This is a genomic window from Stenotrophomonas sp. WHRI 8082 (assembly GCF_040223995.2).
Classification (GTDB): Bacteria; Pseudomonadota; Gammaproteobacteria; order Xanthomonadales; family Xanthomonadaceae; genus Stenotrophomonas.
Genome location: NZ_CP167826.1, coordinates 3,780,880 through 3,802,845 on the forward strand (window position 1 = coordinate 3,780,880; position 21,966 = coordinate 3,802,845).

The window sequence follows — 21,966 nt, forward strand, 5'->3', positions numbered from 1 at the left end:
CATGTACGGCACGCTGGAAGGGGCGGACACCTACCACCAGGCGCGCGGCAACGCCGCTTGGGGTGCGGGTGAAGACGGCGCGCGCACCGCGGCGCTGAACCGCGCCACGGACTACATCGACGGTCGATACCGGATCCTGCTACCCACCGGCCGCTGGGCATCGATGTTCCCCGGCGTGCGTACTGCAGGGCGGGGCCAGCCGAACGAATGGCCCCGCACCGATGCGATCGACAATGAAGGTGCCCGCATTCCGGCGGATGAGGTGCCAGTCGAGGTCCTGCAGGCTACCTATGAGGCTGCGCTGCGGGAACTGGCGAGGCCGGGCAGTCTTTCGCCCGACTTCGTCGCCAGCTCGCTGGCCATCCGCAAGAAGGTGGGGCCCATCGAGGTCGCCTACAGCGACAAGGCCGCTGATGGTGGCGTTCCGACGCGACCGGTGATCACGGTCATTGATGAGATCCTCGCGGCGCTCCTGCGCGCGCCGAGGTCGATGCCGGCGGTGAGGGTCGTATGAGCGCCTTCTACGACGAAATGCGGGCCGTGGCGGTCGAGCTGATTGCCGAGTTCGGCTACCAGACGCAGCTGCAGCGTGATGGCGCACCGACTGGGCCGCCGCATAACCCCCAGCCTGGTCAGCCCACCAGCCACGTCTGCACGGTGGTGGAGCTGGAGTACAGCCTCACCAACCGCGACGCCACGCTGGTGCTGAAGGGCGACAAGCTGGGACTGATCTCCACGGCCATCGACATCGAGCCGGTCAAGGACGACCGGATCGTGCTGGGGGGCGTGCCCTACAACTTCATTGACCTGCAGCCGCTCTCTCCCGGTGGGCAGGTCCTTCTTTATGAGTTTCATGCCCGTCGCTGATGGCCAGCCTATCCTCCCGCGAGATCGAGAAGCTGGCCATCCGGCTGGAGCCGGCCATCCGCCGTGCCTTCGTACAGGCCCTGATCGAGGTGCAACGGCAGGCGCCGCTGGATTTGGTAGCGGACCTGCTGCGCGCTGGCCAGGTGGATACGGTGCTCGAGGTACTGGGGCTGGACGCTGCGCGCTTCTCGCCACTCTCAGAGGCGATCCGTCAGGCCTTCGTAGCGGGCGCTGATGCTGGCCTCGTAGAGATGCCGCCGCTCCGTCTGTCGCTGGACCCGATCATCACCGGGCGGTATCGGCCCCGTTCCGCATCGCCGCCGCTCCGGCCCTCGTTCGACCTGCGCAACCCAGCCGCCGAGGGCTGGCTTCGTGACAACTCGTCGAAGCTGATCACCGGCATCATCGAGGACCAGCGAACGCTGGTGCGGGGCGCGCTGCAGCAGGGCATGGCTGTGGGACGTAATCCCCGCCAGACCGCTCTGGATCTGGTTGGAAGAGTGGGCGAGAGTGGGCGCCGGGCTGGCGGTATCGTGGGACTCACGGCTCAGCAAGGCCAGTTCGTAGCCAACGTGCGCACGCAGCTGGCCAGCGGCGACCCCAGTCAGATGTCGGCCTACTTCGGACGCAAGCGCCGCGACAAGCGCCTGGACGGCATTGTCAAGCGCGCCATCGCGGCCGGCAAGCCCGTGTCACAGGCCGACATTGAGAAGATCTCAGGACGTTACGCAGATCGGCTGCTGGCGCTGCGCGGCGAGATGGTCGCGCGCACGGAGTCCATCACCGCAATGAACGCTGGCCGGGAGGAGTCGTATCGGCAGCAGGTTGAGGCTGGGAAGCTGGCCCCTGAAAACCTCACATGCACCTGGTCGGCTACCGGTGACCGCCAGACCCGGCACAGCCACGCGGCAATGAACGGCCAGCGGCGCCGGTTCGGCGAGCCATTCGTAACGCCCAGCGGCGCCCAGATGAATTACCCCGGTGACAGCTCGCTCGGTGCAGGTGCGGAAGAGACCATCGGCTGCCGCTGCATGAAGCAGTACCGGATCGACATGACGGCGGAGGTGATGCGTGGCCAGCAAGTTCGGTGACCAGGTGAAGGCCTTCGCCGAGAAGGCCAAGCAGCGCCAGTTGGCTATCTTCCGCGAGTCGGCGCAGGCGGTGATGGAGGATGCGAGCACGCCGGAGGGCGAGGGGGGCAAGATGCCCGTGGCCACCGGCTTCCTTCGCAACTCGGCAGTGGCATCAACCGCAGGACCGCCCGACGGCGCTGGCGGAGACCCTTCGCTGGTGTTCTCAGGCGTCGAGCTGGGGCAGTCGGTGTGGGCGGGTTGGACCGCCTCCTACGCCCTTCGTATGGAACACGGCTTCTACGGTGAGGACAGCCTCGGCAGGGTCTATGCGCAGTCCGGCAAGGGCTTCATGCGCTCCGCTGCGCAGAACTGGGATTTCATCGTGGACAGGGTGGCCAAGGACGTGAAGGAGCGGATCAAATGAGCGACACGGCCATCTATGACGCCTTCGCAGGGCTCGCCGGCGCGTTCGCTACCGCAACTGGCTTCCCGTGCTCCTATCCGGGCCTCGGCTTCACTCCGCCGGCCCAAGGCGCATGGCTGGAGCTGCAGTGGTTCCCCAACCAGACCCAGAACTACGGGATGGGCGACGACGGTCCCTCGCTGCTGCAGGGGTTTGGGCAGCTGTCGGCTTGCTACCGGCCGGGCGCCGGCATCATCGTGGGCGCGAAGATCACCGACCAGATCATCTCCGCGTTCGCCAAGGGCACTGCCTTCTCAGGGGTGCGGGTGTACCGGAAGCCGTGGACCAGCTCGATCATCCAGGACCCCGAGCGGATCATGCATCCGGTGACCATTCCCTGGCGGGGCTTCGTGTCGGGTTAGAATCCGGCCATGAGCCCCAAGCCGCCCGCACTTCACTTGGTCCGCAGTGACGCCCCGCCAACTGAGGGTGAGCTGGCGCAGCTGCGCGAGGCGATCGATCGCATGCGGAGGAACCGCCACTTGCTGGATGCGTTCAACCGGGAGCAGGCCGCCTTCGTGCGGTCGGAGTTCTTGGCCTACGTGGAAGCGGGGTTCACGCGCCCGCAGGCTATGCAGCTGGTGGCGGCGAAGCTGTCTCCCAAATAGAGCGTATGCAACTCAAGAATCCTGAGTTGCGGTCGATGTGCTTGAGGCTAGCAAGTGGCTGGCGTACAGGGAATGTCGTTATGAATGCATGGCTGCGTCAGTGGCTTGATCAAGATTCAGCGCTTGGTGGGGATCCCACCCGCCGCGCGAAGAAAGACGTAGATAAAAACTCTAGCGCCGCCGATCTCAAGAGCGAGTGTCTTGCTCGCGAGTGGCATCTGCTGGACACGGGAGACCACTTCGTTGTGATCCCAAGTGGCCTAATGAAGGTTGTTTGCTAGTAAAGGGCTCCTACAGCTCGTAGAGAAGTCCCTACCAGGCCCGCCTAGCAGCGGGCCTTTTTTGTTTCACCAACACCCCGCCCCGTGGCGGGTTTTTTTATGCCCATCGCGAGGAGACTCGGCCATGCCCGAAGCACAAACCAATAGCGGTTCCAAGCTTTCCATCTGCGTCCTGCCCCAGAACGAGGACCTCACCGAAACCCAGTTCGCGGCCTTGACCTATGTCCAGGTCAAGAAGGTCGGCAATGTCGGCGAGCGCGGCATCACGACCAACATCGTCACCTACGACACCTGGGATACCGCGGTCGCCCTGAAGGGCAAAGGCATCTCGAATGCCGGCGACCCGGAAGTGGAGATGGCGCGCGACCTCGCCGACCCGGGCCAGATCGCCATGCGCGCCGCTGGCCAGCCCGACGTGCAGGACGCCTATGCGTTCAAGGTCGAGCGTCCGAGCGGCGAAATCGAATACCTGCGCGGCCTGGTGACTGGCCCCCGTACGCCCGGCGGCCGCAACGAGGACTTCGTGCTGCACGTGTACTCGCTGGCCCTGAATCAGGTGCCGGTGGAAGTGCCCGCGCCGTAACCGAACACCTCTGGGATAGGGCGGCCGCCTGACAAGCCGGATCTGATCCGGCCGGCTTCCCCGAGGTTCTCTCTCCGGATCGATTTCACAGGGATCACGCCATGAGCGAATTGAGCACCATCGTTGCCGCCGAGCGCCGCATCGATATCAAACACCCGGCCACCGACGAACCGGTCGGCCTGGCCATCACCATCCTGCCGGACAGCCACCCGCAGGTCCGTGCAGCCTCCCGCAAAGCCACGAACGAGCGGATGCTCGGCCGCGGCAAGGTCACCGCTGAGAAGCTGGAGGCCGGGCGCCTCGACCTGCTGGTGGCTTCTGTGGGCGGCTGGGACTGGCAGGGCGAGCTGACCTTCCACGGGGAGAAGCCGGAGTTCACCGAAAAGGGACTGCGCAACCTCTTCAAGGAGCTCCCCTGGGTGAGTGACCAGGTCGATATCGCCCTCGGCGACCGTGCCGAGTTTTTTCGCCACGCTGACGAGCCGGCTGGCTGAAGCTGCCTACACCGTCGTCCGCTACGACATGGCGGACGAAAAGGGCGAAACCCGGCGGCAGCGCAATGAGCGCTTTGAGATCACGACGCCGGACGTGGACCTGCCCGAGGAGGGCGCCCACGTCTGGGAGTGGTTCTGGGACCTGTCTGCCCGACGTCGGGCAGGGCCCGAGGCGTTGAGCTTCAGCGACGTCGGCGACTGGCAGCGGCTGCTGCAGCTGGACCTGCTACCGCAAGAGGTCGGGATGCTCATGGCGATGGATGACAAGTACCTCGCCGCCGTGCGGGAGGACCAAGCGGCGGCCCGGGAACGGGCACTCGATGCGCAGAACGGGAGCAGGTGAAGATGGCTGATATCGCGGAGCTTGGGTACAAGGTTGATTCCAGCGGACTGCTGGAGGGCACCAAGGCCCTGGACGACAACGCGGCGGCCGCTGACAAGGCCGGTGGTGCTGCGGAACGCTTGGAGAAGGACTATCAGGCGCTTTCGCGCACCATCGAGCGTTCCTCGAGCGCTCTGGGTGATCGGCTGGGTGGCGCACTCGACCGCATTGGTACTGGCACCGGCACCGTCATCGCCGAGCTGCAGACACTGAACCGCACCAACGCTGAGATGCTCGCCTCGCTGGGGGCATTGGATGGAAAGCTGTCCAGCACCGCCGCGCAGGTTCAGGCTTACGGTGTAGCCGGATCCGCTGCCGCCACGTCAGCCGCGCAGGTGGCCGCCGCGAGCGAGCAGCTCGAACAGCAGCTCGCCCAGCAGGAGGCACGGTACAAAGCTGTCGCGCAGCAGGCGATGGCTTGGACCCAAGGCAACCAGGCAGCGAACCTGTCGGAGCGTGCGCTTGCGGAGGCGGCGCGTGACGCAGCGCTGGGAATCGATCACAAAGAGAGGGCGATGGCCTCTGCTGGGACCGAGCAGGAGCGCATGGTCTCTCGGGTGCGCGCGCTGGAAGAGGCTGAGGGCCGTGCCGCCAATGGGCAGCGGCAGGCTGCGGCCGCTGCGGATGCGCAGAAGATCAATCTGCAGCAGCTGCTCGGACAGATCGACCCGACCGTCGCGGCGTTGAACCGCCTGGCGGCGATGGAGGATCGCCTGGAGCGGGCCCAGAAGGCTGGCCTGATCAACACCAACGTGTTCGATCAGTACCAGTCCAAGATCGACGGCATGCGTGCTGCGGTTCTGAAGAACACGAATGCGCAGGATGGCATGGCACTGTCCGCTGGCCAGCTTCGGCAGAGCATGCGCATGCTGCCGATGCAGGTGACCGACATCACCACCAGCCTGATCAGCGGCCAGCCAGCGTGGATGGTGGCCATCCAGCAAGGAGGCCAGCTGAAAGATCAGTTCGGTGGTATTGGCCCTGCGGCGCGCGCTTTGGGCGGTTACATCGTGGGGCTCGTAAACCCGCTTACGGTGGGCGCTGCAGCTCTCGCTGCGATGGCACTTGCGGCGAAGCAGGGCCAGGACCGTCTCTTTGAATACCAGAAAGAGCTCATCCTCAGCGGCAACGGCGCGATGATTGGGGCCGCAGGGTTCGAGGCTCTGGCGCAGAGCATCGACCAGTTGGAGGGTGTCTCTCGCGGAGGTGCTGCTGCGGCGTTGACTGAAACGGCCAAAGCCGGGCGCTTCGCCGGTGAACAATTCGAACTGGTCGCGGCTGCTGCCGCGCGGATGGAGGCGTCCACCGGCAGGTCGGCTGCGGCCACGGTCGGAGCCTTCCAGTCCATCGCCAAGGAGCCATTGGAAGGGCTGCTCAAGCTCAACGACGCAGAGCGGTTCCTGACCTTGGCGCAGGTCCAACGTATCGCCTCGCTGCAGGAGGAGGGCCGCTCGCAACAGGCCGCCAACGAAGCGATTCAGATCTACGCCAGCCACTTGGACAACGTGGCAGATCAGACCGAGGCAATCATGCCGGGGATGTCGAGGGCATGGCGCGACGTCAAGGACGATATCGGAGGCGCCTGGTCGGCACTGGGCGGCTTCACCGGCGGGCTTGTCGATTTGGCCGGAAAGTGGGGTGTGCTGGCTCGCCTGCCACGGCTGAGCGACATGCTTGGCCTCGGCGTGGTTGGCGGCACGTTGGTAAAGAACCTGGGCCTGCCGTCGCTCACTGAAGCCCTCAACGGGGTGTCTTCGCGGATCCGTGGGCTGCCACCTCTGCCAGCTGCCATTGACGAAGGCTCGCTGGATCCACGCGCGGCGCGGGAGCTGGCCACCTTGGGGCAGGAGCGATTGGCAGCCGAGCGGTCCGCTGCGGAGGCAATCAACGCGCAGGTCGCCGGCCTTGATCGCGCTACAGCCAAAGAGGCCGCGCGGCTCAAGATCATTGCCCAATACAACCAGCTGGCCGACAACGATGCCCGGCACTTCGACGGTTCTATGCAGCAGCTGATTGCCAAGGCACAGCGAGACGTCGACAAGCAGTTCAACCGAAGCGAGGGCATCGGTCGCAAGAACGCGGACGACAGCGCGGCCCAGAGTCTTCTGGCCAACGTGCAGCGCCAGATAACCGCCAATGAGCAACTGGCGGAGAGCGGGACCAAGGTTACCGCCAGTGACCGCCTCGCGATCCAGACGCGCCAGCTGCTGGACGACAAGACCAACACCATGACGGCCTCCACCCGGAAGCTGCTGGAATCCTTGATTCCCACTCTCCAGGCCACCGACGCGGCCGGGCAAGCGGAGATGCAGCGCCAACGCGGCATGCAGGCATCGATTGCTCTGACGGAACGTCTCTCGCAGCTGGAGAAGCAGCGCCAGGAGCAGTCGCAGGTCGACCTGATGGGCCTGGGGCGCGGTGCGGATGCGACGGCGATGCTGCAGCGCCAGCTGGATATCCAGAGGCAGTATCTGGACGAAACGGAGAAGCTCGACAAGGCGCAGCGGGACAAGAGCACGGCGCTCAGCCAGGCCGACTACCAGCAGCAGCAACTGGCCCTGCAGGCAAGCTTGGAGCGTTCGCTCGGTATCGAGCGCTCGTACCAGCAGCAGCGGATGACGCTGCTCAGCGATTGGCGTACGGGGGTTGCGCGGGTCTGGGAAGACTACGTCTCCTCAGCAACCAATGCGTCGGAGCAGGCTGGTACGGTCGTGAGCAATACGCTGTCGGGGTGGGAGGACATGTGGGTGCGCGCTGCCAAGACCGGCAAGCTGTCTTTCAGCGACTTGGCCAACTCGGTGATCGCCGATATGGCACGCATGGCGTCAAAGCAGGCAGCCTTGGGACTGTTCGGCAACGCACTCGGCGGCCTCTTCGGCGGTGGGGCTGGAACCTACACAGGCAACGGAACGGGCGCGGGATCCGTGGGCGGCTTTGGCAACAACGTCGGCAACTTCCTCAACTATGGCGGCGGCCGCGCGCGCGGCGGCGGCGTCAACCGCGGCTCCTTCTACGAAGTGGGCGAGGGCGGCCGGCCGGAGCTGCTCGAGCAGAACGGCAAGCAGTACCTGATCCCGGGGAACAGCGGCAAGGTCATCCCGGCTGCCCCTTCCACCGGCGGTGCTGCGAGCGGGGGCGGATCCTACAAGGTGGAGATCAACAACCACGGAGGTGGCCAGGTGCAGACCCGGCAGACCACCGAGCGCATGCCCGACGGCAGCGAGCTGAAGAAACTGGTTATCGACATCGTGGGCGAAAGCCTCGACGGCGGTGATCTCGGATCCCTTGGACGCAACAAGTACGGTTGGCAGGAGACGGTCTGATGAGTGAATGGCCGAGCTATGCCACGGTGCGATTCAGTGGCCTGGCCGAGGGCTTCGACCCCTCGGTTGATCGGGTTGAGATGGAGCGCGGCGTCCCGAAGGAAAGCATCATCAACTCGGACGTGATCTTCCAGATCCAGGCAACTGTCTTGTTCAAGACGCCGGAGGACTCAGATTCCTTTGAAGCCTGGTACTTCAACGACATCAAGCGCATTGGATGGTTCTCCATCAGGCACCCACGGAAGGGGCCTCTCACGGCCAGGATCGTCGGCGGCAACATCGGCATGTTGTCTCCGCAGGCCCCTAGGTTCTTCTTCTCCCAACGGACCATGACGTTGGAGTATCTCCGATGAGCACCTTCCTCGAGCGGCGCCAGCGGGTCACAGATACAGCTGGCACGCTGATGCTGCTGGAGGTGAGCGCTCCGTCGTTCGTAGAGACCCTGCGAATCGCCAACGACACCCGCGACTGGACCAGTAACGGTCTGATCTTCGTTGGCGTGCAGTTTGGCTTCAAGATGCCAGACGACGTGCCAGGGCAGGCGCAGCGGGCACAGCTGGTGCTGAGCAACGTGGGCCGCGCCATAACGGAGGATCTCGAGCGACTGGCGCCTGGCGAGCTGGTCATGTGCCGCATGATCATCACCGACCGCGAGGACCCTAACTTCGTGTGGCAGGAAAGTTTCTTGCCAATGATGACGGTCTCTGTGAACGCCCAGACTGCCCGGGCCAGCTGCGGTGTGGACTTCTACACCCGGCAACAGGCTGTGCGCCTGCGCTTTAACCCGCACGTCTCTCCAGGGATCTTCTGATGCGCACGGCCGACGTCGAGCAGTTCACCTGCATCCCCTACGACGCCGACACGTTCGACTGTGCCGACCTGGTGGCGAAGGTGCAGCGTGAGCTGTTCGGGCGGTGTGTGGAAATGCCAAGCCGGCGGCCGCGTGGCCCTCGCGGTGAAGCGGAGTTGGGCGAGCTGTCAAAGCCCTATGCCAAACCCCGCGAGGGACCGCCCCACGACGGTGACCTCGTCCTGATGTTCGATCTCGGACAACGCAACCCCGGCCATGCCGGGGTTTTCTTTTTTCTGGACCACGAAGGCTGGGTCCTGCACAGCAACGAGCGCAGCCGCTGCAGCGTGCTGCATCGCGTCCGTGACCTGACGGGCTTTGGCCTGCGTATCGAAGGATTCTACGAATGGGCCTGATGGATAACCCTGCTGCCGGTGGGCGGCTCATCGTCACGCCGCATCCGGTGTTGGTCGATGGCCAGCGAAACCAGCCCGCCGATCTGCTGCCGGGCGAGTCCCTGTGCACGTTCCTGCACCGGCACGTGATCGATCTGGACGCCCAGGACTGGGTAGTGCTGATCGGCGGCAAGGCAGTGCCGCGCGACATGTGGCCCTATGTCTACCCCAAGCATGGGCAGGTCATCGAGGCCCGTGGCGCGGTGGGCCGCTCCGCTGTGGCGTTGGTGGCCACCCTGGCCCTGACCTATTTCACCTTCGGCGTGGGCACTCTCGCCACGTGGGGTGCTGGTGCTGCGGTGCATGGGCTCGGATCTGTGGCCGCAGCCGGCATCTACATGGCCGGCTCGGTCCTGATCAATCGCGTGCTGCAGCCCAAGCAGCCCAAGGCAGGCGCGGCCGCCCCCACGACCTATTCCATCGCCGCCGGGCGTAACCGTGCGCGGCCCTATGAGCCGCTGGGCCTGCTCATCGGCTCCATGCGCATTGCACCGGACCTGATCAGCACGCCGTACACCTGGTATGAGGGTGACGACCAGTTCCTTTCGATGGTGCTGACGCCCGGCCTCAACGTGCACAGCGTCGAGGCCCTGTACAACGGCGATGCGCTGCTTTCCTCCTACGATGGCGTGCGTGTGTGGCACAACGGTTTTCCGGGCATGCCCAGCCAGGAGATCCCGCTCCACACCAACCCGGACGTCACCGACGGCGGGACCCTGCTGGACACCGGCAACGATCCCAAGCATCAGCCCGGCGCGTGGGTGCAGCGCACCAGCTCGGCGGGCACCATCCGCCTGATGGTCGGCGTCGAGTTCCAGATCTGGGACCGCACGACCAAGGGCAAGGACAAGGTCAACAAAGAGCAGATCCAGATCCAGTATCGGCCGGCAGGAAACGCCGGGTGGCAATCATTCGGATCCTTCAACGTCCAAGGCGACAACAACAAGTCCCAACGTGCCAGCTACGCGATCGACGTGGCCGAGGGCCAGTACGACGTGCGCGTGCGCGTGGCGGGCAACAACACCGATGGCAGTGGCGCCGAAGCCTCGTTCGTCTGGACCACGCTGACAAGCGTCCAGCGCGATACGGCGACGTATGCGGGTATCTCGCGCATCGGCATCGCCATGAAGGCGAACGGCCAGCTCAACGGTGCTCCCGACGAGATCCGCTGCGTCGCCCATTCGATACCTATCCCTGTCTGGACTGGCTCAGCGTGGGTCACTCAGCGCACCAGCAACCCGGGCGCATGGATCCTTGCCTACGCCCGAGGCATCTACGCACCAAACGGAGACCTTGTTGCCGGCATGGCGATGCCGGAGCGGCAGATCGACATCGAGGGCCTCAAGGCTTTTATGCTCCATTGCGCCGCAAGCGGTTTCACCTACGACAACTGGATCACCGATGTCCGCAGCCATCAGCAGGTGCTGGACGCGCTTGCCTTGGCGGGCTTCGGGCAGATCAGCTGGCCGCGTGGGCGCCTGTCCGTGGGCTGGGCTGCCGACGAGCAGCCGCTGTCCGGCGTGGTCAATATGGCCACGATCAAGAAGGGCGCCTTCCAGGTTGACTACACCCTGACCAACGGTGCCGATGGTATCGAGTACACCTACCTCGACAGCACCACGTGGGAGGCCAAGACCCTGCGCGTGCCGGCGCCAGGTATCACCACGATGCTTAACCCGGCGCAGGTCACGGGTGAGGGCATCACCAGCGAGGCCCATGCCGCGATGCTGGCGCGTTGGCACCTGGCGCAGAGCCTGTACCAGTACAAGGCGATCAGCTACAGCACCGACATCGAGCACCTGTCGTACAGCCGCATGTCGATGCTGGCGCTGCAGCACGATCTGACCCAGTGGGGTTATGGCGGCCGCGTTCGTGGGGCTACCTTGGTAAACGGGCGCGTGCGACTGCTCCTTGATGAGCCTGTGCCCGCGCCAGCGCAGGGGAACGCCTACGTGGGCGTGCGTATTCCGGGTGAGCGGGTGTACCGGGTGCTTACGGTGCAGCCTTTCGTGGGCACCAGCGCTTCGCTGGTCGTGGACTGGCCCTCCGATGCGCCGCTTCCTGGCAGCAGCGCAACCAACCCGGCTTGGGACACGCTATGGATCTATGACTTCAAGCAGACGCCGGGCCTGCGCGTCCGGGTCACCAGCATTCGTCCGGAAAGCGACCTGAAAGGCGCCGCGGTTGAGGTCGTGGCTGAGAGCCGCGAGTTCTGGCACTACGTTCACACCGGTGAGTACATCCCGTCTCCGAACGAGTCGCTACTGCAGACCCGGCCGGTGGCCAGCGACCTCAAGATCACCGAACGACAGGTGGTGCAGGGAGACACTGAGTTCACTGAGCTGCAGGCGACGTTCTCGATCACCGGCCCGGTGGGCGACACCGTGGTGCTGTCTGACATCGACGGCAATGCGGCTTTGGAGGAAGTGGCCAGGACCGTGACCCGGACCGCCACTTGGCGTATCCCTGGTGCCGGCACGTACCCGATCACCGTGCGGCCCTGCAGTCCGGATGGAAACGCCGGCGTAGCGGCCTCGGTAATCTACACCACCCTCGGGGCAGACGCCCCTCCGGTGCCGGTGGACTTCTTCAACGTCGAGCAGCTGAGCGGCGGTGTGCGGCGGTACACGTGGGGCTTCTTCAGCGACACGATCCAGTCGGCCAACTTTGCTGGCGTCGAGATCCGGTACGTGCCTGGCTCGATCCCCAACCCGGCGTGGGAGCAGATGACCCCGCTCGGTGATGAGGGCTACCACGCCTCCGCGTTCGAGGCGATTCTGCCCGAGGCAGGGCAGTGGACCTTCGCCTGCCGTAGCCGCAACACGTCTGGGACGCTGTCCACAGTAGCCCGGGTGATGACGGTCACGCTGCAGCCGAACCTCGGGCAGATCATCGAGGACTTCGAACAGAGCGTCGCGGAGCTGGTCCAGTTGCAGTTGGATCTGGAGCAAGAGAAGGTCGACCGCTTCAACGAGGACACGCGTGTAACGCAGCAGGCGGCTGCCGACGCTACTGCCAAGGCCAACGCCGCCCGCGACGCGGCCATCGCCCACGCAGACGCCCTGAGCGCTGTGATTGGGGATCTGGTCGGGGCAGGGGAATGGGCGCCTGCCACCAGCTATGAAGTCGGCGCGGTGGTGAAGCACGAAGACGGGCTCTACCGCGCGCTGCGGGCGAACATCGATGCGCCGCCCTCATCCAGCCCCGACGACTGGCAGCTGGTGGGGCAGTTCGCCAGCGTCGGCGACGCCTTGGCGGCTGCGATAGCCATGGCGCACCAGAACGCCTCCGACATCGAGGCTGAGGCGGCCAGGCTGGATGCAATCTTGGTCCGGCTCCCCGCCGGCGACGGCGCGGTGGCATCGGTCCAAGACGTGGAGCAGGTCACCGCCCGCGTCGAAGAGAACGAGAATGGCCTGAGTGCTCTGGGCCAGCGGCTGACCTCGTTCACTGCGCAGGTAGTCGGCGACCACGCCGGCGACGACGACACTGGGGCCGGTGATCCGGACTCTTACGCTGGCCAGATCACGGTGATGACGGTCGCGGCCGACTCCACGCGCGCTGTGTCAAAGCGTGTGGATACGGTGGTGGCTGACTTCGGCGAGTTCGAGGCCAGCGTTACTGACACCTTCGAGGCCTATGCGGACGACCAGCGAGCGCTGGCCGAGCGGGTAACTGAGGTGCAGAGCGAGCTGCAGGGCGAGGTCGAGATCGTCGCCAACAATCTGGAGCTGATGCGCACAGAGGTCTTTGACGGTGAGGGTGGCATTCGCGCGCTGTCAGAGCGCCTGGAGGCCGTGAGGGCCGAGGTGAATGGCGTCGTGGCCGAGGCTATAAGCGGGCTTGATGCCCGTGTAACGGTCAATGAGATGGGGGTGGCGGAGGTCGAGTCACGAGCCTACCTGCGCCTGATCGGGATCGGCCCGGACGGCGTGCCGCTTATCGGCGGTATGACGATCAGCAACAACGGCCAGATCGTTCAAACGCGCTTCCAGAGCGACATCTTCGAGATCGCTTCTCCGGACGGCCAGGATGGTATCGAGTTCAGGGACGGCTTCATGCGTGCCTGGGCAGGTCCGACGCAGGCGGTGTTCGGTGCGGGCTTCGGTGCTGAGAACGACTTGATGCTGTTTACCGGCCCGAATGTTGGTGCCAGCCAGACGACGAAGGCGATGGCGAATCTGTGGGCGGATCGCGCCGGGAGTGCTTACTTCGGCGGGACTCTTTCGGCGGGTGTGTTGCTCAACGCGGTAGAGAACACCTCGACGCAGACCATCGGCACCAGCCTACTTAATGGGCCGTTCGATACCAACGGGCGCAACAAGAATGTGGTGATCAGCTTCAGCCGCCGCCACGTCCGCATTAAGCAGGACATGGGAGCAGCTGGGTTCGTGGCTGGCGCTGGAGAGAACACTGTCACGATCAACGTGTATCGCCAGCTCACCGGGCACGCCGAGACGTTGTGGCAGTCGTTCACCCGTGGTGGCGGTGTGGACATCACCAACGAGTTCGATGGTCCAGACATTGCCATTTCGACATGGAGCGGATCACTGACTGTCAATGACAGTGCAGACGGTGCAACTCAACGCGCTTACCGCGCAGAGATCGTCGCTTTCACCTCCCAGGACGTCACTCATCAGTCGGGCAGCTTCAACAGCCAGACCATAAGGCAGTCCCTCACGATTGCTTCCACGGAAGTCTGAGCCGACCAGTATCGCCAATAGGAAAAATCAGAATGGCACTGCAGAAAGTAGACCTTGATACCCCGCAGCCTGGTGGCCGCTTCGGCGACCCAACTCGAATCGCGTGGGGGAAGCACAACGAGAACTTGGACGAGCTCGTGTTGATGGTGGAGGGCGCATCAGGGATAGGGCAGGAGGCGTCGTCCCAGGTTGCAGAGTTGGCAGATTCGTTGGGTGACTCTGCGTTTGAGCCAAAGGCGGCGTTTGCCACTGCAGTACAGGGGGCAAGGGCGGATGCAGCAGTCCAGCCAGCTCAGCTCTCTGCAGCCACGGCCGGTATTCAGCAGCAGATTGAGACCCTTGCGGCCGGTCAGCAGACCAGCGCGATCTATGCGGACACGCTGGCTGCCTTGCAGGCCGTTGTTGGCACTTATGTGGGGCAGGGTGGCGTAGTCGTCAACGGGACGGGTGCCGGGCAATACCGCTGGGGAGGGTCTGCGTGGGAGTTCCTGCGCGCCGACATCCTGACCCAGAAGGCCGACTACAACGTCGTGGCGTTGACCTCCGGGAATGTGAGTGGACAGGCTGTGCCCCGCGCGCAGGCATTCAACGGTGCATCTGTCGCCACCGGCGGTACAGGCATCGTTGGCTTTGACGTCCCCTCCGGTTCAACGGGTGCAACGACCTATATCTCATCGGACATTCCGGCCGCGGAGCTGCGTGGAAAGCGAGTACGTGTTCAGCAGATCTACGAAGCTTCTCCGGACTGGCTTTCGCTGACCCCTTTGAACACGGTACGCGCGCAGGTGACAGCTGGGGGGGCAACGTCAACCATTGCTGTCGCTGACTACTCAATCACCCAGACGGGCACGCGCGTCGTTCAGGTGGGCACCATAGATCTACCGTCGAACGCGGACAGGGTTGGCTTCACGCTGCAGATTGCCAGTAATGCGCCTTCACGGCCGTCGGCGCGGAGCGTTCGCATATCCGAGATCGGCTATTCGTTTATTTCCGCCCCGCCTGGTGTAGAGACTCCCAACGACGAAATGCTGCAGCTGCGCTTGGTGCCGGTCAACGCCCGCGCCAGCGAAGCTATTGCGGCGAGCGCAGCTGCAATCCTGACGTCTGGTGAGATGCTTGATGGCGCCGTTCCTCGCGGCCAGACGTTCAATGGAGCAACCCTGCTCGTCGGTTCCAGCGGCCTGGTCAAAGGCCTTGCTATCGCTGAGGGGCTGTCTGGTGGATCAAGTTTCCTGACCAGTGATTTTGATGCCTTGGCAGTCCGTGCCCGCAGAATCCGCGTTGTGCAGAAGTACGCAGCAACGGCAGGGTGGCTCGCCGCGACGCCGCTCACTGGCGTGCGGGCCCAGTCACTGGCTGGCGCGGCATCCTCCAACCTCGCGGTGTCCAACTACTCGATCATCCAAGACGGTGGCGTCATTACCTTGGCCGGTGAGATCGACGTGCCCGCCAACTCGGATCGGGTTGGCTTGACCGTCCAGGTCTCGCCGACGGCTCCGGCCGTGGCGTCAGCCCGTTCCTTGGAGTTCAGCTCGCTTTCCTACACCTTGGCCGTCGTTGCTGGCGGTGGAACTGCGAATGACCAGATGCTGGATGTCCGTCTCGACGGCGTGCGCGCCAGTGTGGGCGCATTCAAAACAGCAACGCTCACGGCCGGAGCCGGCGGCGCCTACGCCAAGCCGGGGCAGGCAAGCCAAGCGGTCGTTAACCGCTCGGTGACAAATCGTTCGACGATTCTGCTTGCGGCGGGGCGCTACAACGATGAGTTCAACTGGACCCTTGCCCGATACGCAACGTTGCGAGCGCGCGGCGCCGCCAGGCCGTGGATTCATTACGAGCTGCCCGACGACTCACTTGAAGCTCCTGCCAATTTCCAGCCCTTGTGGATCGTCTATGACGGATCGCTCGACGGCGTTAAAGTGACGGCCCGAAATGCCCGTTACGCCGTGCACTGTGAGGCCTCCGGCGCCAATCCGGATTCCAAGATCAGCGTGCGTGACAGCTGGATCGAGCACTTCGGAAATACGCTTGCCGGGTGGGTTTCGCAGGCGGCTTGGGGAATGGGCGTATCCAGTGGTTGGGACTTCCGCAGCGAAGGGACCGTTTACCGTGCTCCTTTCTGCGCTTTCAGCTTCCACACGAACCGAGACTTCACCAAGCCCAGTTATGTCGAGAATCGAAACGACCGGCTGATCGGTACGGCGGTTGACGGAGCCGTGGCGGGCCTTGCCGTCCGCGCGCAGCCGCTCGGCTCGCGTCAGCGGGATCGACATGTCCTCATCGGCTGCGAGGTGGTCGGCGACTATTTCTACAACCCTTCGCCGTGGATGCCTACGACGCTGGACTACCAGCCGGCGTCCCACGCGGAGATCGAGGTGAGCGGTTACGGCAACACGCCCTTCGTGTTCCGGATCAGCGACTTCGGGCGGGCGCTGAAGATCGCCAGTGCTGGCGGTGCGGGATCTTCTATCGCTGTTGCAGGCTCGGCCCAGGCTGTGCTTTTCGGTGACGTCAGCACCTTCGCGGGCGTCGCGAACCTGCCCGGATACGTGCATGGGTCGGTGGACGTGTCAGGTGCTGGGGTCGGGCCGACCAACGCTTTGTTCATCACCAGCATGGGTAAGAGGCTCGGCGACTGCAGCACGGTCAACAAGGTGCTGACCGTGGCAGTGGACGGTGCCGCACCGCTGACGGTGACCTTCAACCAGGACTACACCAACGTGACCAATGCAGTGGTGCTCGCCGCCATCAACGCAGTGCTGGGATCGGCCGCGGCGGCCACGGAGTACGCGCTGGGCAACCGCTATCGTCCGAATATCCGGGACGAAGAGCAGACGCTGCAGAACTCGTCAGCGGTAGGGATTCCCGTGGGGTCGGTGCTGGCCTACGACGGGAGCTACAAGCGCATTCGCCTGATGACGTCGGCGGACGCGGCGAGCCTGTTCGCTGGCGTGGCCTGGGAGGACATCTATCCGGGCGGCTGGGGTCGGGTGAAAACGTCTGGCTACCTGCCGATATCGGACGTCCGTCGCTCCGATGCTGCTCCGCTCGCCTTCGGTTCTACCATGAGCGTCGGCGCGACACCTGGCGTTGCAGCGTCAGGGGGGAGCCAGGGGCTGCTCCGGGCGATCCGGCCGGATGCTATCGAGGTCGGGTGGTAGATCATTCGACCTGGTTGAGCAGCTCCGCGACGTTGTTGCGCGGCGAGTTCACCGCCCGGCTGACGCGGTATGCCTCCATGGAAGGAGGCTCGCTGGCCAGCAGCATGGCCATGGCGTCTTCCGGATCGGCGGCCATCCAGTCGTCGACCTGCCCGGGCTGCAGCCATACCGGCATGCGGTCATGGATATCGGCCGACACGCCGCTGCTGTCTCCTGTGATGATGGTGAACGTTCCGAGGTTGCCCTCGCCCAGGAGGGGGCTGGTGTCCTCCCACAGTCCGGCGGCGAGTAACGGCCCGGCGGCGTGGATGAACCACGGATCCTTCTTGCCGTCTTCGGCGTTGACCGACCACTCGTAGTAGCCGGCCATCGGCACCACACAGCGGCGCTTCTTGAAGGAGGCCCGGAATGCCGGCTTCGTGGCTACCGTTTCGATCCTGGCATTGATGGTCGAGCCCTGCAGGCCCTTGGCCTTGGCCCAGAAGGGCAGGAGGCCCCATGCCAGTCGGGTGACCTGCCGGCCTGTGCCACGATCGAGGATGACCGATGCCCGCTGGGTCGGTGCAAGGTTGTAGCTGGGCGGCAGCTCGAGCAGGTCCTGCGCCAGATCGGGCAGGCCGAGCTGGTCCGGCTTGAAGATGGGGGTCTGGACGAATCGGCCGCACATGGACGGACCATAGGCCGCGCGGGGTGGCGCCGGGGTGAACGCTTCACCGATGTATCGGGCTGTGAGACTGGCCGGGCATATCCTCCCGCCCATGGACGCCGACACCCAGACCCTTACTCCTATGCCCGAAGGCTTTTACTGGAAGCCGCGCTGCCACTTGGACACGCTGCCCACGGGGCTATTCCTGCACGGCGAGCAGGTTGCGTCCATGCAGCAGAGGGTCGACGGGTCTTGGCTGGCCAGGCTGACCCCCGAGGACGGGGTGCATGCTCCACTGATCCTCAGGCCGTGTACTTCGTTTGATGCCGGCCGACGCGGGTGTGAGATGTGGGCGTTACGCCATGAGCAGGCTTTACGCCGGCAGGTGGCCAAGAAGCTGCAATGGATCCAGGACCACGTCGTGTTACGGGGCAGGGGGAAGCAACTGGACCCGCGCGACGTACTCGGTCCGGCCTAGATTTGTTCAGCGCTGCCAGGCTCCCGATCTGCCGCCCCTTGGATGTGCTCGGACAAACCTGCCAGCGCCTGCTGGAAGGCTGCATCAAAGACCGGAAAGGGTGCTGCGCCACCACCGTGTGCGTCGGCCAGTTCCGGCAGGACATGGGACCACAGCTCGGCTAGTCTGTCCGGGGTGGGGTTAGAGGCGATCACGGCGTGAAGCCCGTACTCCAAAGCCTTGATTTAGCCCCGGGAGGCTTTGAGCTCAAGTTCACACGCTTCGAGTCGATCAGTAAAACTACGCTCAGACATGTACGCTTTCCGACAAAATTTAGCGGGAGGTGGTTCAGCATCAGGCGACGCGCGCTCGGTCCCCTTCTCAAGCACGCATCTGCTGCGAGATCATCAGCCCTAAACGCGTTTTTTACCAATCAGGCTGCATGATCGGAACGCGTCGGCGGGAGGCTCCGCCGAAGCGTGCGCCAAACCGATCAGTAGCGTTCTTTCATTGGAAGTGTCACGATCAGGTTGTCGGCTGAACGGCTCAAGGAGGGCCTTGCGTAGATGATGAATCCTCTGGCATAATGCTCGGCTTTATTTTTCCCATGGTCAGTGCTTGGACTTGGTGCCAGCGTGAACTTTGCGCGCAGTAATCGCCTTTCTCGACACCGACCTGCCTATACGCGACTGAGGGTGTTTTCAAAGTGGACGCGAGCTTAGTTCGTCACAGTCTGAGCCTGACGATGGGACGCAATCAGATGATTCGTCGTGCCATTAATGATATCGAGGATTTGGTTAAGGCTTCCTCGGTGGATGGCTTTGCGCAGCCTCAAATGTTTCCATTTCCTGACGAACTGGAACCAGAAATACCAAGAGTAGTGTTCACCTCCAAGGGCGGCCATAGCCAGTTGATGGTTTCGCAAATTAGTATAACTTTCAACGTTACTTATTCGGATGACTGGGCTGCAGATCACGAAAAATGTTTGAACTACCTCGCGTCTAAGGTTCGTCTTCTTTTTGATATTGCTAGGGCGGGGTGGAAGAGTTTTCCGGGCCCGAGCTTCACGGGCGTGACCACAGTTTTCCGGGCTGGAGCCGATTCTCAGAAAGCAGCCGTAGCAATGGCTGCACAATTTTTCGCCAATAGAGAAGAGCTGATTGCATCTGCTAACGAGCTGTCCTGCAGGCGTTCACTCAGTGTCGGCGATCATTTTTTCAACAATCTCGCTTTACAGACATTCGCTGGATTCGATCAATCTTTGCTTGTCGCCTTGAATGGCATCCCAAAAATGCGTAGCGATAGTTTGACTGCCTGTGGCGTCGAGGTGTCGTGTGATTATAACGATCGTTTGGCTTTCAACGAGCGAGATGATTATGTTAGCTCTGAGTCAACGCTATCGGGGATGTTGGCTGCAGGTTTTCAATCCGCATTGGAAGCAGTTGGCACCATAAGACAGGGGGCTGGAAATGGTGAATAAAGGATTCGCAGCTGTAATCATAATGTCAGCGACTGCAGGGGGTGTGCAGGCCGACGTATCGAAGCTGTGTCCGCAATGGACGCACTCCGTAGGTGCCAATGTCTCTGGTCAGGGCGTTATTAAGGCCGCCAACTCTTCTCGACCAGACCGCGTGGTTGGCGAGCGCACTCTTCCAGGAGACGTTAAATACTCTTCGGGATCGTTCGCCGTAGGTGACATCTCGTCCCTGATGCTCAAGTCGTCCGGGTCATTCTCTGCTGATATGCTGCTGGGGGCAGCCATGTTTTTGCAAGCCTCCCAAACGCCGGTTTCAAGAGATATTCAAGAGATCGTCTCTGAACACTTCGAGTCTTATTGGGATTAACGCCGATGGAATGGACCCGCGAGGAGATGCAGGTCTTTTTGAACGAAAATCTGCTCAAGGAGAACTTGGGGGCAGTGGTTCAAGAGCTACAGGAAATGCGTGCTGGACGCGGAATGATCGCCGCGAATCACGATGATTCATTGTTGCAGGGCGACGTTTACGATAAAGTTCCATGCGTATTGCGCGCGGGCGGCGAGCTGAAGCTGGCAAATCGTCGCGTGCTGCTGTTGTCCAATTCTTGCGATGCAAGCACGGATAATCCCCGGCATCTGCCGCTAGACCTCACCGTCGCGCCGTTGATGCGCTTGGACCGGTATGCTCAGATGCTGCTTGATAAAGGGGTATCGGAATCAGCTGTAGCTGATATCACCTCAGGAATTCGCAAGCAAGAGAAGACGAACCTCATCTACATCCCTGTTGGCGCTCTTGTTAAAGAGGAAATGGTCGCATTGCTGGATCGGGTCCAGTCGCTTTCCATTGGAGAGTTTCAAGCTGCAGCACCAAGTCGTCTCGCGGTTCTAACGCAGCGGGGGTTCTGGATTCTTCTGGTTAAGCTTTCAATGCACTTTCTGCGTCCGCACGAAGGCGTTGGCCGCACAGCAGCTTAGCGTCTCTTTTCTAAAAGCGAGCTGATGCAGTACTGTTCCCAAGATTGCATCAGAATCCGCCTCTTTTCGATCAGGGCTCCACGGCGGTATGCAGCTTCCGTCTTGTCCCTGATCGCATGGGCCAGTGCCATCTCTGCCACTTCGCGGGAAAATTCAGTCTGCTCTGCTGCCCAATCGCGGAAGCTCGACCGGAAGCCGTGAACCGTAAATGGCAGGCCGAAACCCTTCGGTGCTGGTTTCTGGAGCAGGTATAGCATCGCGTTCTCGGAGAGCGCGAAGGGTGGAGCTGAGCGGGGCAGGCCGTCCAGGATGGCTGCAGACGCCAGGGTCAGGGGCACAACGTGCTCCCGACCTCCCTTCATTCGTGCGGCCGGTACGGTCCACAGCATTGCGTCTAGATCAAACTCGGCCCACGTGGACCCGGTAACCTCCTCGGTGCGGGCTGCTGTGAGGATGGTGAAGCGGAGGGCGCGGCGAGACTTCGCATCACGTTCCGGCAGCCTGGCCATGAAGGCCGGCACGTCCACATAAGGCATGGCCGCATGGTGCCGCTTCGGCTTGACCTTGCTTGGCTTCGGCAGGAGATTCTCCAGGTGCCCGCGCCAGCGTGCTGGGTTGTCCCCCTCCCGCAGCCCGTGAACCTTCGCCCAGTCGAGCACGCGCTCGATGCGGCCGCGCACGCGGGTTGCGGTCTCTGTCTTGGTAGACCAGATCGGCCTCAGGCATGCCATCACCAGGCTGGTGTCGATCTGAGCAATGGGCAGCGATTCGGCTGGGCCATAGTCCCTGAGCGACTGGGCCCACTGGTCGGCCTGGGCATTGCTCTTCCAGCCAGCGCGGTGCGCATCGATGTAAGCCTCTGCGGCCTGGCCGAAGGTGGCTCCCGCGCTCCGGGCTGCCCGGCGGGCGTCGATGGGATCCTCGCCGCCGGCGAGATGCTTGCGATGCTCCAGGGCTGCGGCGCGCGCTTCTTGCAGGCTCACCACCTGAGTGGAACCCAAGCCCATCTCTCGTAGCCGGCCACCGCGGCGGAATCGCAGCACCCAAGACTTCGAACCGGTCGCCTTCACCAACAGATATAGGCCACCGCCGTCGGCGTGGTAGCCTTGCTTCGTCAGGGTCTGGACTGCTCTGGCGCTGAGCCGATTAATCGGGCGCGCCATTAAAACCGTCCCATACTTTGTCCCATACTTCCGGGTGCGATTGAGTGAGACGGCATGGTATAGGT

General features: G+C 63.3%; 20 protein-coding genes. 18 read left to right on the forward strand and 2 right to left on the reverse strand.

The window, feature by feature from the left end:
* The first annotated feature begins 1 nt into the window (after position 1).
* The 15 genes from ABRP17_RS16595 (at position 2) to ABRP17_RS16665 (ending at position 17,183) form a co-directional block, all read left to right on the forward strand.
* Positions 2-514 (forward strand): DnaT-like ssDNA-binding protein, encoded by a 513-nt coding sequence (locus ABRP17_RS16595; RefSeq protein ID WP_349984457.1) that lies wholly within the window; start codon positions 2-4, stop codon positions 512-514.
* Entirely contained in the window at positions 511-867 is a 357-nt protein-coding gene (locus ABRP17_RS16600; protein ID WP_349984456.1) for a hypothetical protein, read from the forward strand. The genes ABRP17_RS16595 and ABRP17_RS16600 overlap by 4 nt, the downstream gene beginning before the upstream one ends.
* Positions 867-1,958 carry a phage minor head protein gene (locus ABRP17_RS16605; protein ID WP_349984455.1) on the forward strand — a complete coding sequence of 364 codons (1,092 nt, stop codon included), beginning with the start codon at positions 867-869 and terminating at the stop codon, positions 1,956-1,958. Before ABRP17_RS16600 ends, ABRP17_RS16605 begins: the two co-directional genes overlap by 1 nt.
* Positions 1,939-2,364 carry a hypothetical protein gene (locus tag ABRP17_RS16610; RefSeq protein ID WP_349984454.1) on the forward strand — a complete coding sequence of 142 codons (426 nt, stop codon included), beginning with the start codon at positions 1,939-1,941 and terminating at the stop codon, positions 2,362-2,364. The genes ABRP17_RS16605 and ABRP17_RS16610 overlap by 20 nt, the downstream gene beginning before the upstream one ends.
* Complete coding sequence (locus tag ABRP17_RS16615; protein WP_349984453.1) at positions 2,361-2,765, forward strand: phage tail terminator-like protein; 405 nt, start codon at positions 2,361-2,363, stop codon at positions 2,763-2,765. Before ABRP17_RS16610 ends, ABRP17_RS16615 begins: the two co-directional genes overlap by 4 nt.
* A gap of 9 nt (positions 2,766-2,774) precedes the next feature.
* Complete coding sequence (locus ABRP17_RS16620; protein WP_349984452.1) at positions 2,775-3,011, forward strand: hypothetical protein; 237 nt, start codon at positions 2,775-2,777, stop codon at positions 3,009-3,011.
* A gap of 405 nt (positions 3,012-3,416) precedes the next feature.
* Positions 3,417-3,875 (forward strand): hypothetical protein, encoded by a 459-nt coding sequence (locus ABRP17_RS16625; protein ID WP_349984451.1) that lies wholly within the window; start codon positions 3,417-3,419, stop codon positions 3,873-3,875.
* A 101-nt stretch (positions 3,876-3,976) separates the two neighbouring features.
* Entirely contained in the window at positions 3,977-4,369 is a 393-nt protein-coding gene (locus ABRP17_RS16630; RefSeq protein ID WP_349984450.1) for a hypothetical protein, read from the forward strand.
* A gap of 28 nt (positions 4,370-4,397) precedes the next feature.
* Positions 4,398-4,712 (forward strand): hypothetical protein, encoded by a 315-nt coding sequence (locus ABRP17_RS16635; protein ID WP_372486827.1) that lies wholly within the window; start codon positions 4,398-4,400, stop codon positions 4,710-4,712.
* A gap of 2 nt (positions 4,713-4,714) precedes the next feature.
* Entirely contained in the window at positions 4,715-8,074 is a 3,360-nt protein-coding gene (locus ABRP17_RS16640) for a phage tail length tape measure family protein (protein WP_349984448.1), read from the forward strand.
* A complete protein-coding gene (locus ABRP17_RS16645; protein WP_349984447.1) occupies positions 8,074-8,427 on the forward strand; it encodes a hypothetical protein in 354 nt (117 codons plus the stop codon). Before ABRP17_RS16640 ends, ABRP17_RS16645 begins: the two co-directional genes overlap by 1 nt.
* On the forward strand, positions 8,424-8,885 hold the full coding sequence (locus ABRP17_RS16650; protein WP_192094785.1) for a DUF1833 family protein: 462 nt from the start codon (positions 8,424-8,426) through the stop codon (positions 8,883-8,885). Before ABRP17_RS16645 ends, ABRP17_RS16650 begins: the two co-directional genes overlap by 4 nt.
* Positions 8,885-9,280, forward strand: a complete 396-nt coding sequence (locus ABRP17_RS16655; protein ID WP_349984446.1) for a peptidoglycan endopeptidase — start codon at positions 8,885-8,887, stop codon at positions 9,278-9,280. Before ABRP17_RS16650 ends, ABRP17_RS16655 begins: the two co-directional genes overlap by 1 nt.
* Positions 9,271-14,022 carry a host specificity factor TipJ family phage tail protein gene (locus ABRP17_RS16660; RefSeq protein WP_349984445.1) on the forward strand — a complete coding sequence of 1,584 codons (4,752 nt, stop codon included), beginning with the start codon at positions 9,271-9,273 and terminating at the stop codon, positions 14,020-14,022. Before ABRP17_RS16655 ends, ABRP17_RS16660 begins: the two co-directional genes overlap by 10 nt.
* Before the next feature lie 32 nt (positions 14,023-14,054).
* Entirely contained in the window at positions 14,055-17,183 is a 3,129-nt protein-coding gene (locus tag ABRP17_RS16665; RefSeq protein ID WP_349984444.1) for a hypothetical protein, read from the forward strand.
* Between the two features lies 1 nt (position 17,184).
* On the opposite strand, the gene ABRP17_RS16670 is transcribed toward ABRP17_RS16665, so the two are convergent.
* A complete protein-coding gene (locus ABRP17_RS16670) occupies positions 17,185-17,850 on the reverse strand; it encodes an SOS response-associated peptidase (RefSeq protein WP_349984443.1) in 666 nt (221 codons plus the stop codon).
* Between the two features lie 1,181 nt (positions 17,851-19,031).
* On the opposite strand from ABRP17_RS16670, the gene ABRP17_RS16675 reads away from it, so the two are divergent.
* The 3 genes from ABRP17_RS16675 to ABRP17_RS16685 are packed head-to-tail and all read left to right on the forward strand — an operon-like array spanning position 19,032 to position 20,738.
* Positions 19,032-19,766: a hypothetical protein gene (locus ABRP17_RS16675; RefSeq protein WP_349984442.1), complete on the forward strand. Its 735-nt coding sequence runs from the start codon at positions 19,032-19,034 to the stop codon at positions 19,764-19,766.
* The gene (locus ABRP17_RS16680; protein ID WP_349984441.1) at positions 19,756-20,130 is read left to right on the forward strand and encodes a hypothetical protein; all 375 of its coding nucleotides are present in this window, start codon (positions 19,756-19,758) and stop codon (positions 20,128-20,130) included. The genes ABRP17_RS16675 and ABRP17_RS16680 overlap by 11 nt, the downstream gene beginning before the upstream one ends.
* A gap of 5 nt (positions 20,131-20,135) precedes the next feature.
* Complete coding sequence (locus ABRP17_RS16685) at positions 20,136-20,738, forward strand: hypothetical protein (protein WP_349984440.1); 603 nt, start codon at positions 20,136-20,138, stop codon at positions 20,736-20,738.
* On the opposite strand, the gene ABRP17_RS16690 is transcribed toward ABRP17_RS16685, so the two are convergent.
* Entirely contained in the window at positions 20,735-21,901 is a 1,167-nt protein-coding gene (locus ABRP17_RS16690) for an integrase arm-type DNA-binding domain-containing protein (protein WP_349984439.1), read from the reverse strand. The two genes, ABRP17_RS16685 and ABRP17_RS16690, sit on opposite strands and share 4 nt — an antisense overlap.
* Positions 21,902-21,966 lie beyond the last annotated feature (65 nt).

Excerpts from the sequence above, each read along its gene's own strand:
- ABRP17_RS16595 (WP_349984457.1), top strand. The coding sequence starts at position 2 with ATGTACGGCACGCTGGAAGGGGCGGACACCTACCACCAGGCGCGCGGC.
- ABRP17_RS16600 (WP_349984456.1), top strand. The coding sequence starts at position 511 with ATGAGCGCCTTCTACGACGAAATGCGGGCCGTGGCGGTCGAGCTGATT.
- ABRP17_RS16605 (WP_349984455.1), top strand. The coding sequence starts at position 867 with ATGGCCAGCCTATCCTCCCGCGAGATCGAGAAGCTGGCCATCCGGCTG.
- ABRP17_RS16615 (WP_349984453.1), top strand. The coding sequence starts at position 2,361 with ATGAGCGACACGGCCATCTATGACGCCTTCGCAGGGCTCGCCGGCGCG.
- ABRP17_RS16620 (WP_349984452.1), top strand. The coding sequence starts at position 2,775 with ATGAGCCCCAAGCCGCCCGCACTTCACTTGGTCCGCAGTGACGCCCCG.
- ABRP17_RS16625 (WP_349984451.1), top strand. The coding sequence starts at position 3,417 with ATGCCCGAAGCACAAACCAATAGCGGTTCCAAGCTTTCCATCTGCGTC.
- ABRP17_RS16630 (WP_349984450.1), top strand. The coding sequence starts at position 3,977 with ATGAGCGAATTGAGCACCATCGTTGCCGCCGAGCGCCGCATCGATATC.
- ABRP17_RS16635 (WP_372486827.1), top strand. The coding sequence starts at position 4,398 with ATGGCGGACGAAAAGGGCGAAACCCGGCGGCAGCGCAATGAGCGCTTT.
- ABRP17_RS16640 (WP_349984448.1), top strand. The coding sequence starts at position 4,715 with ATGGCTGATATCGCGGAGCTTGGGTACAAGGTTGATTCCAGCGGACTG.
- ABRP17_RS16645 (WP_349984447.1), top strand. The coding sequence starts at position 8,074 with ATGAGTGAATGGCCGAGCTATGCCACGGTGCGATTCAGTGGCCTGGCC.
- ABRP17_RS16650 (WP_192094785.1), top strand. The coding sequence starts at position 8,424 with ATGAGCACCTTCCTCGAGCGGCGCCAGCGGGTCACAGATACAGCTGGC.
- ABRP17_RS16655 (WP_349984446.1), top strand. The coding sequence starts at position 8,885 with ATGCGCACGGCCGACGTCGAGCAGTTCACCTGCATCCCCTACGACGCC.
- ABRP17_RS16660 (WP_349984445.1), top strand. The coding sequence starts at position 9,271 with ATGGGCCTGATGGATAACCCTGCTGCCGGTGGGCGGCTCATCGTCACG.
- ABRP17_RS16665 (WP_349984444.1), top strand. The coding sequence starts at position 14,055 with ATGGCACTGCAGAAAGTAGACCTTGATACCCCGCAGCCTGGTGGCCGC.
- ABRP17_RS16670 (WP_349984443.1), bottom strand. The coding sequence starts at position 17,850 with ATGTGCGGCCGATTCGTCCAGACCCCCATCTTCAAGCCGGACCAGCTC.
- ABRP17_RS16675 (WP_349984442.1), top strand. The coding sequence starts at position 19,032 with ATGGGACGCAATCAGATGATTCGTCGTGCCATTAATGATATCGAGGAT.
- ABRP17_RS16680 (WP_349984441.1), top strand. The coding sequence starts at position 19,756 with ATGGTGAATAAAGGATTCGCAGCTGTAATCATAATGTCAGCGACTGCA.
- ABRP17_RS16685 (WP_349984440.1), top strand. The coding sequence starts at position 20,136 with ATGGAATGGACCCGCGAGGAGATGCAGGTCTTTTTGAACGAAAATCTG.
- ABRP17_RS16690 (WP_349984439.1), bottom strand. The coding sequence starts at position 21,901 with ATGGCGCGCCCGATTAATCGGCTCAGCGCCAGAGCAGTCCAGACCCTG.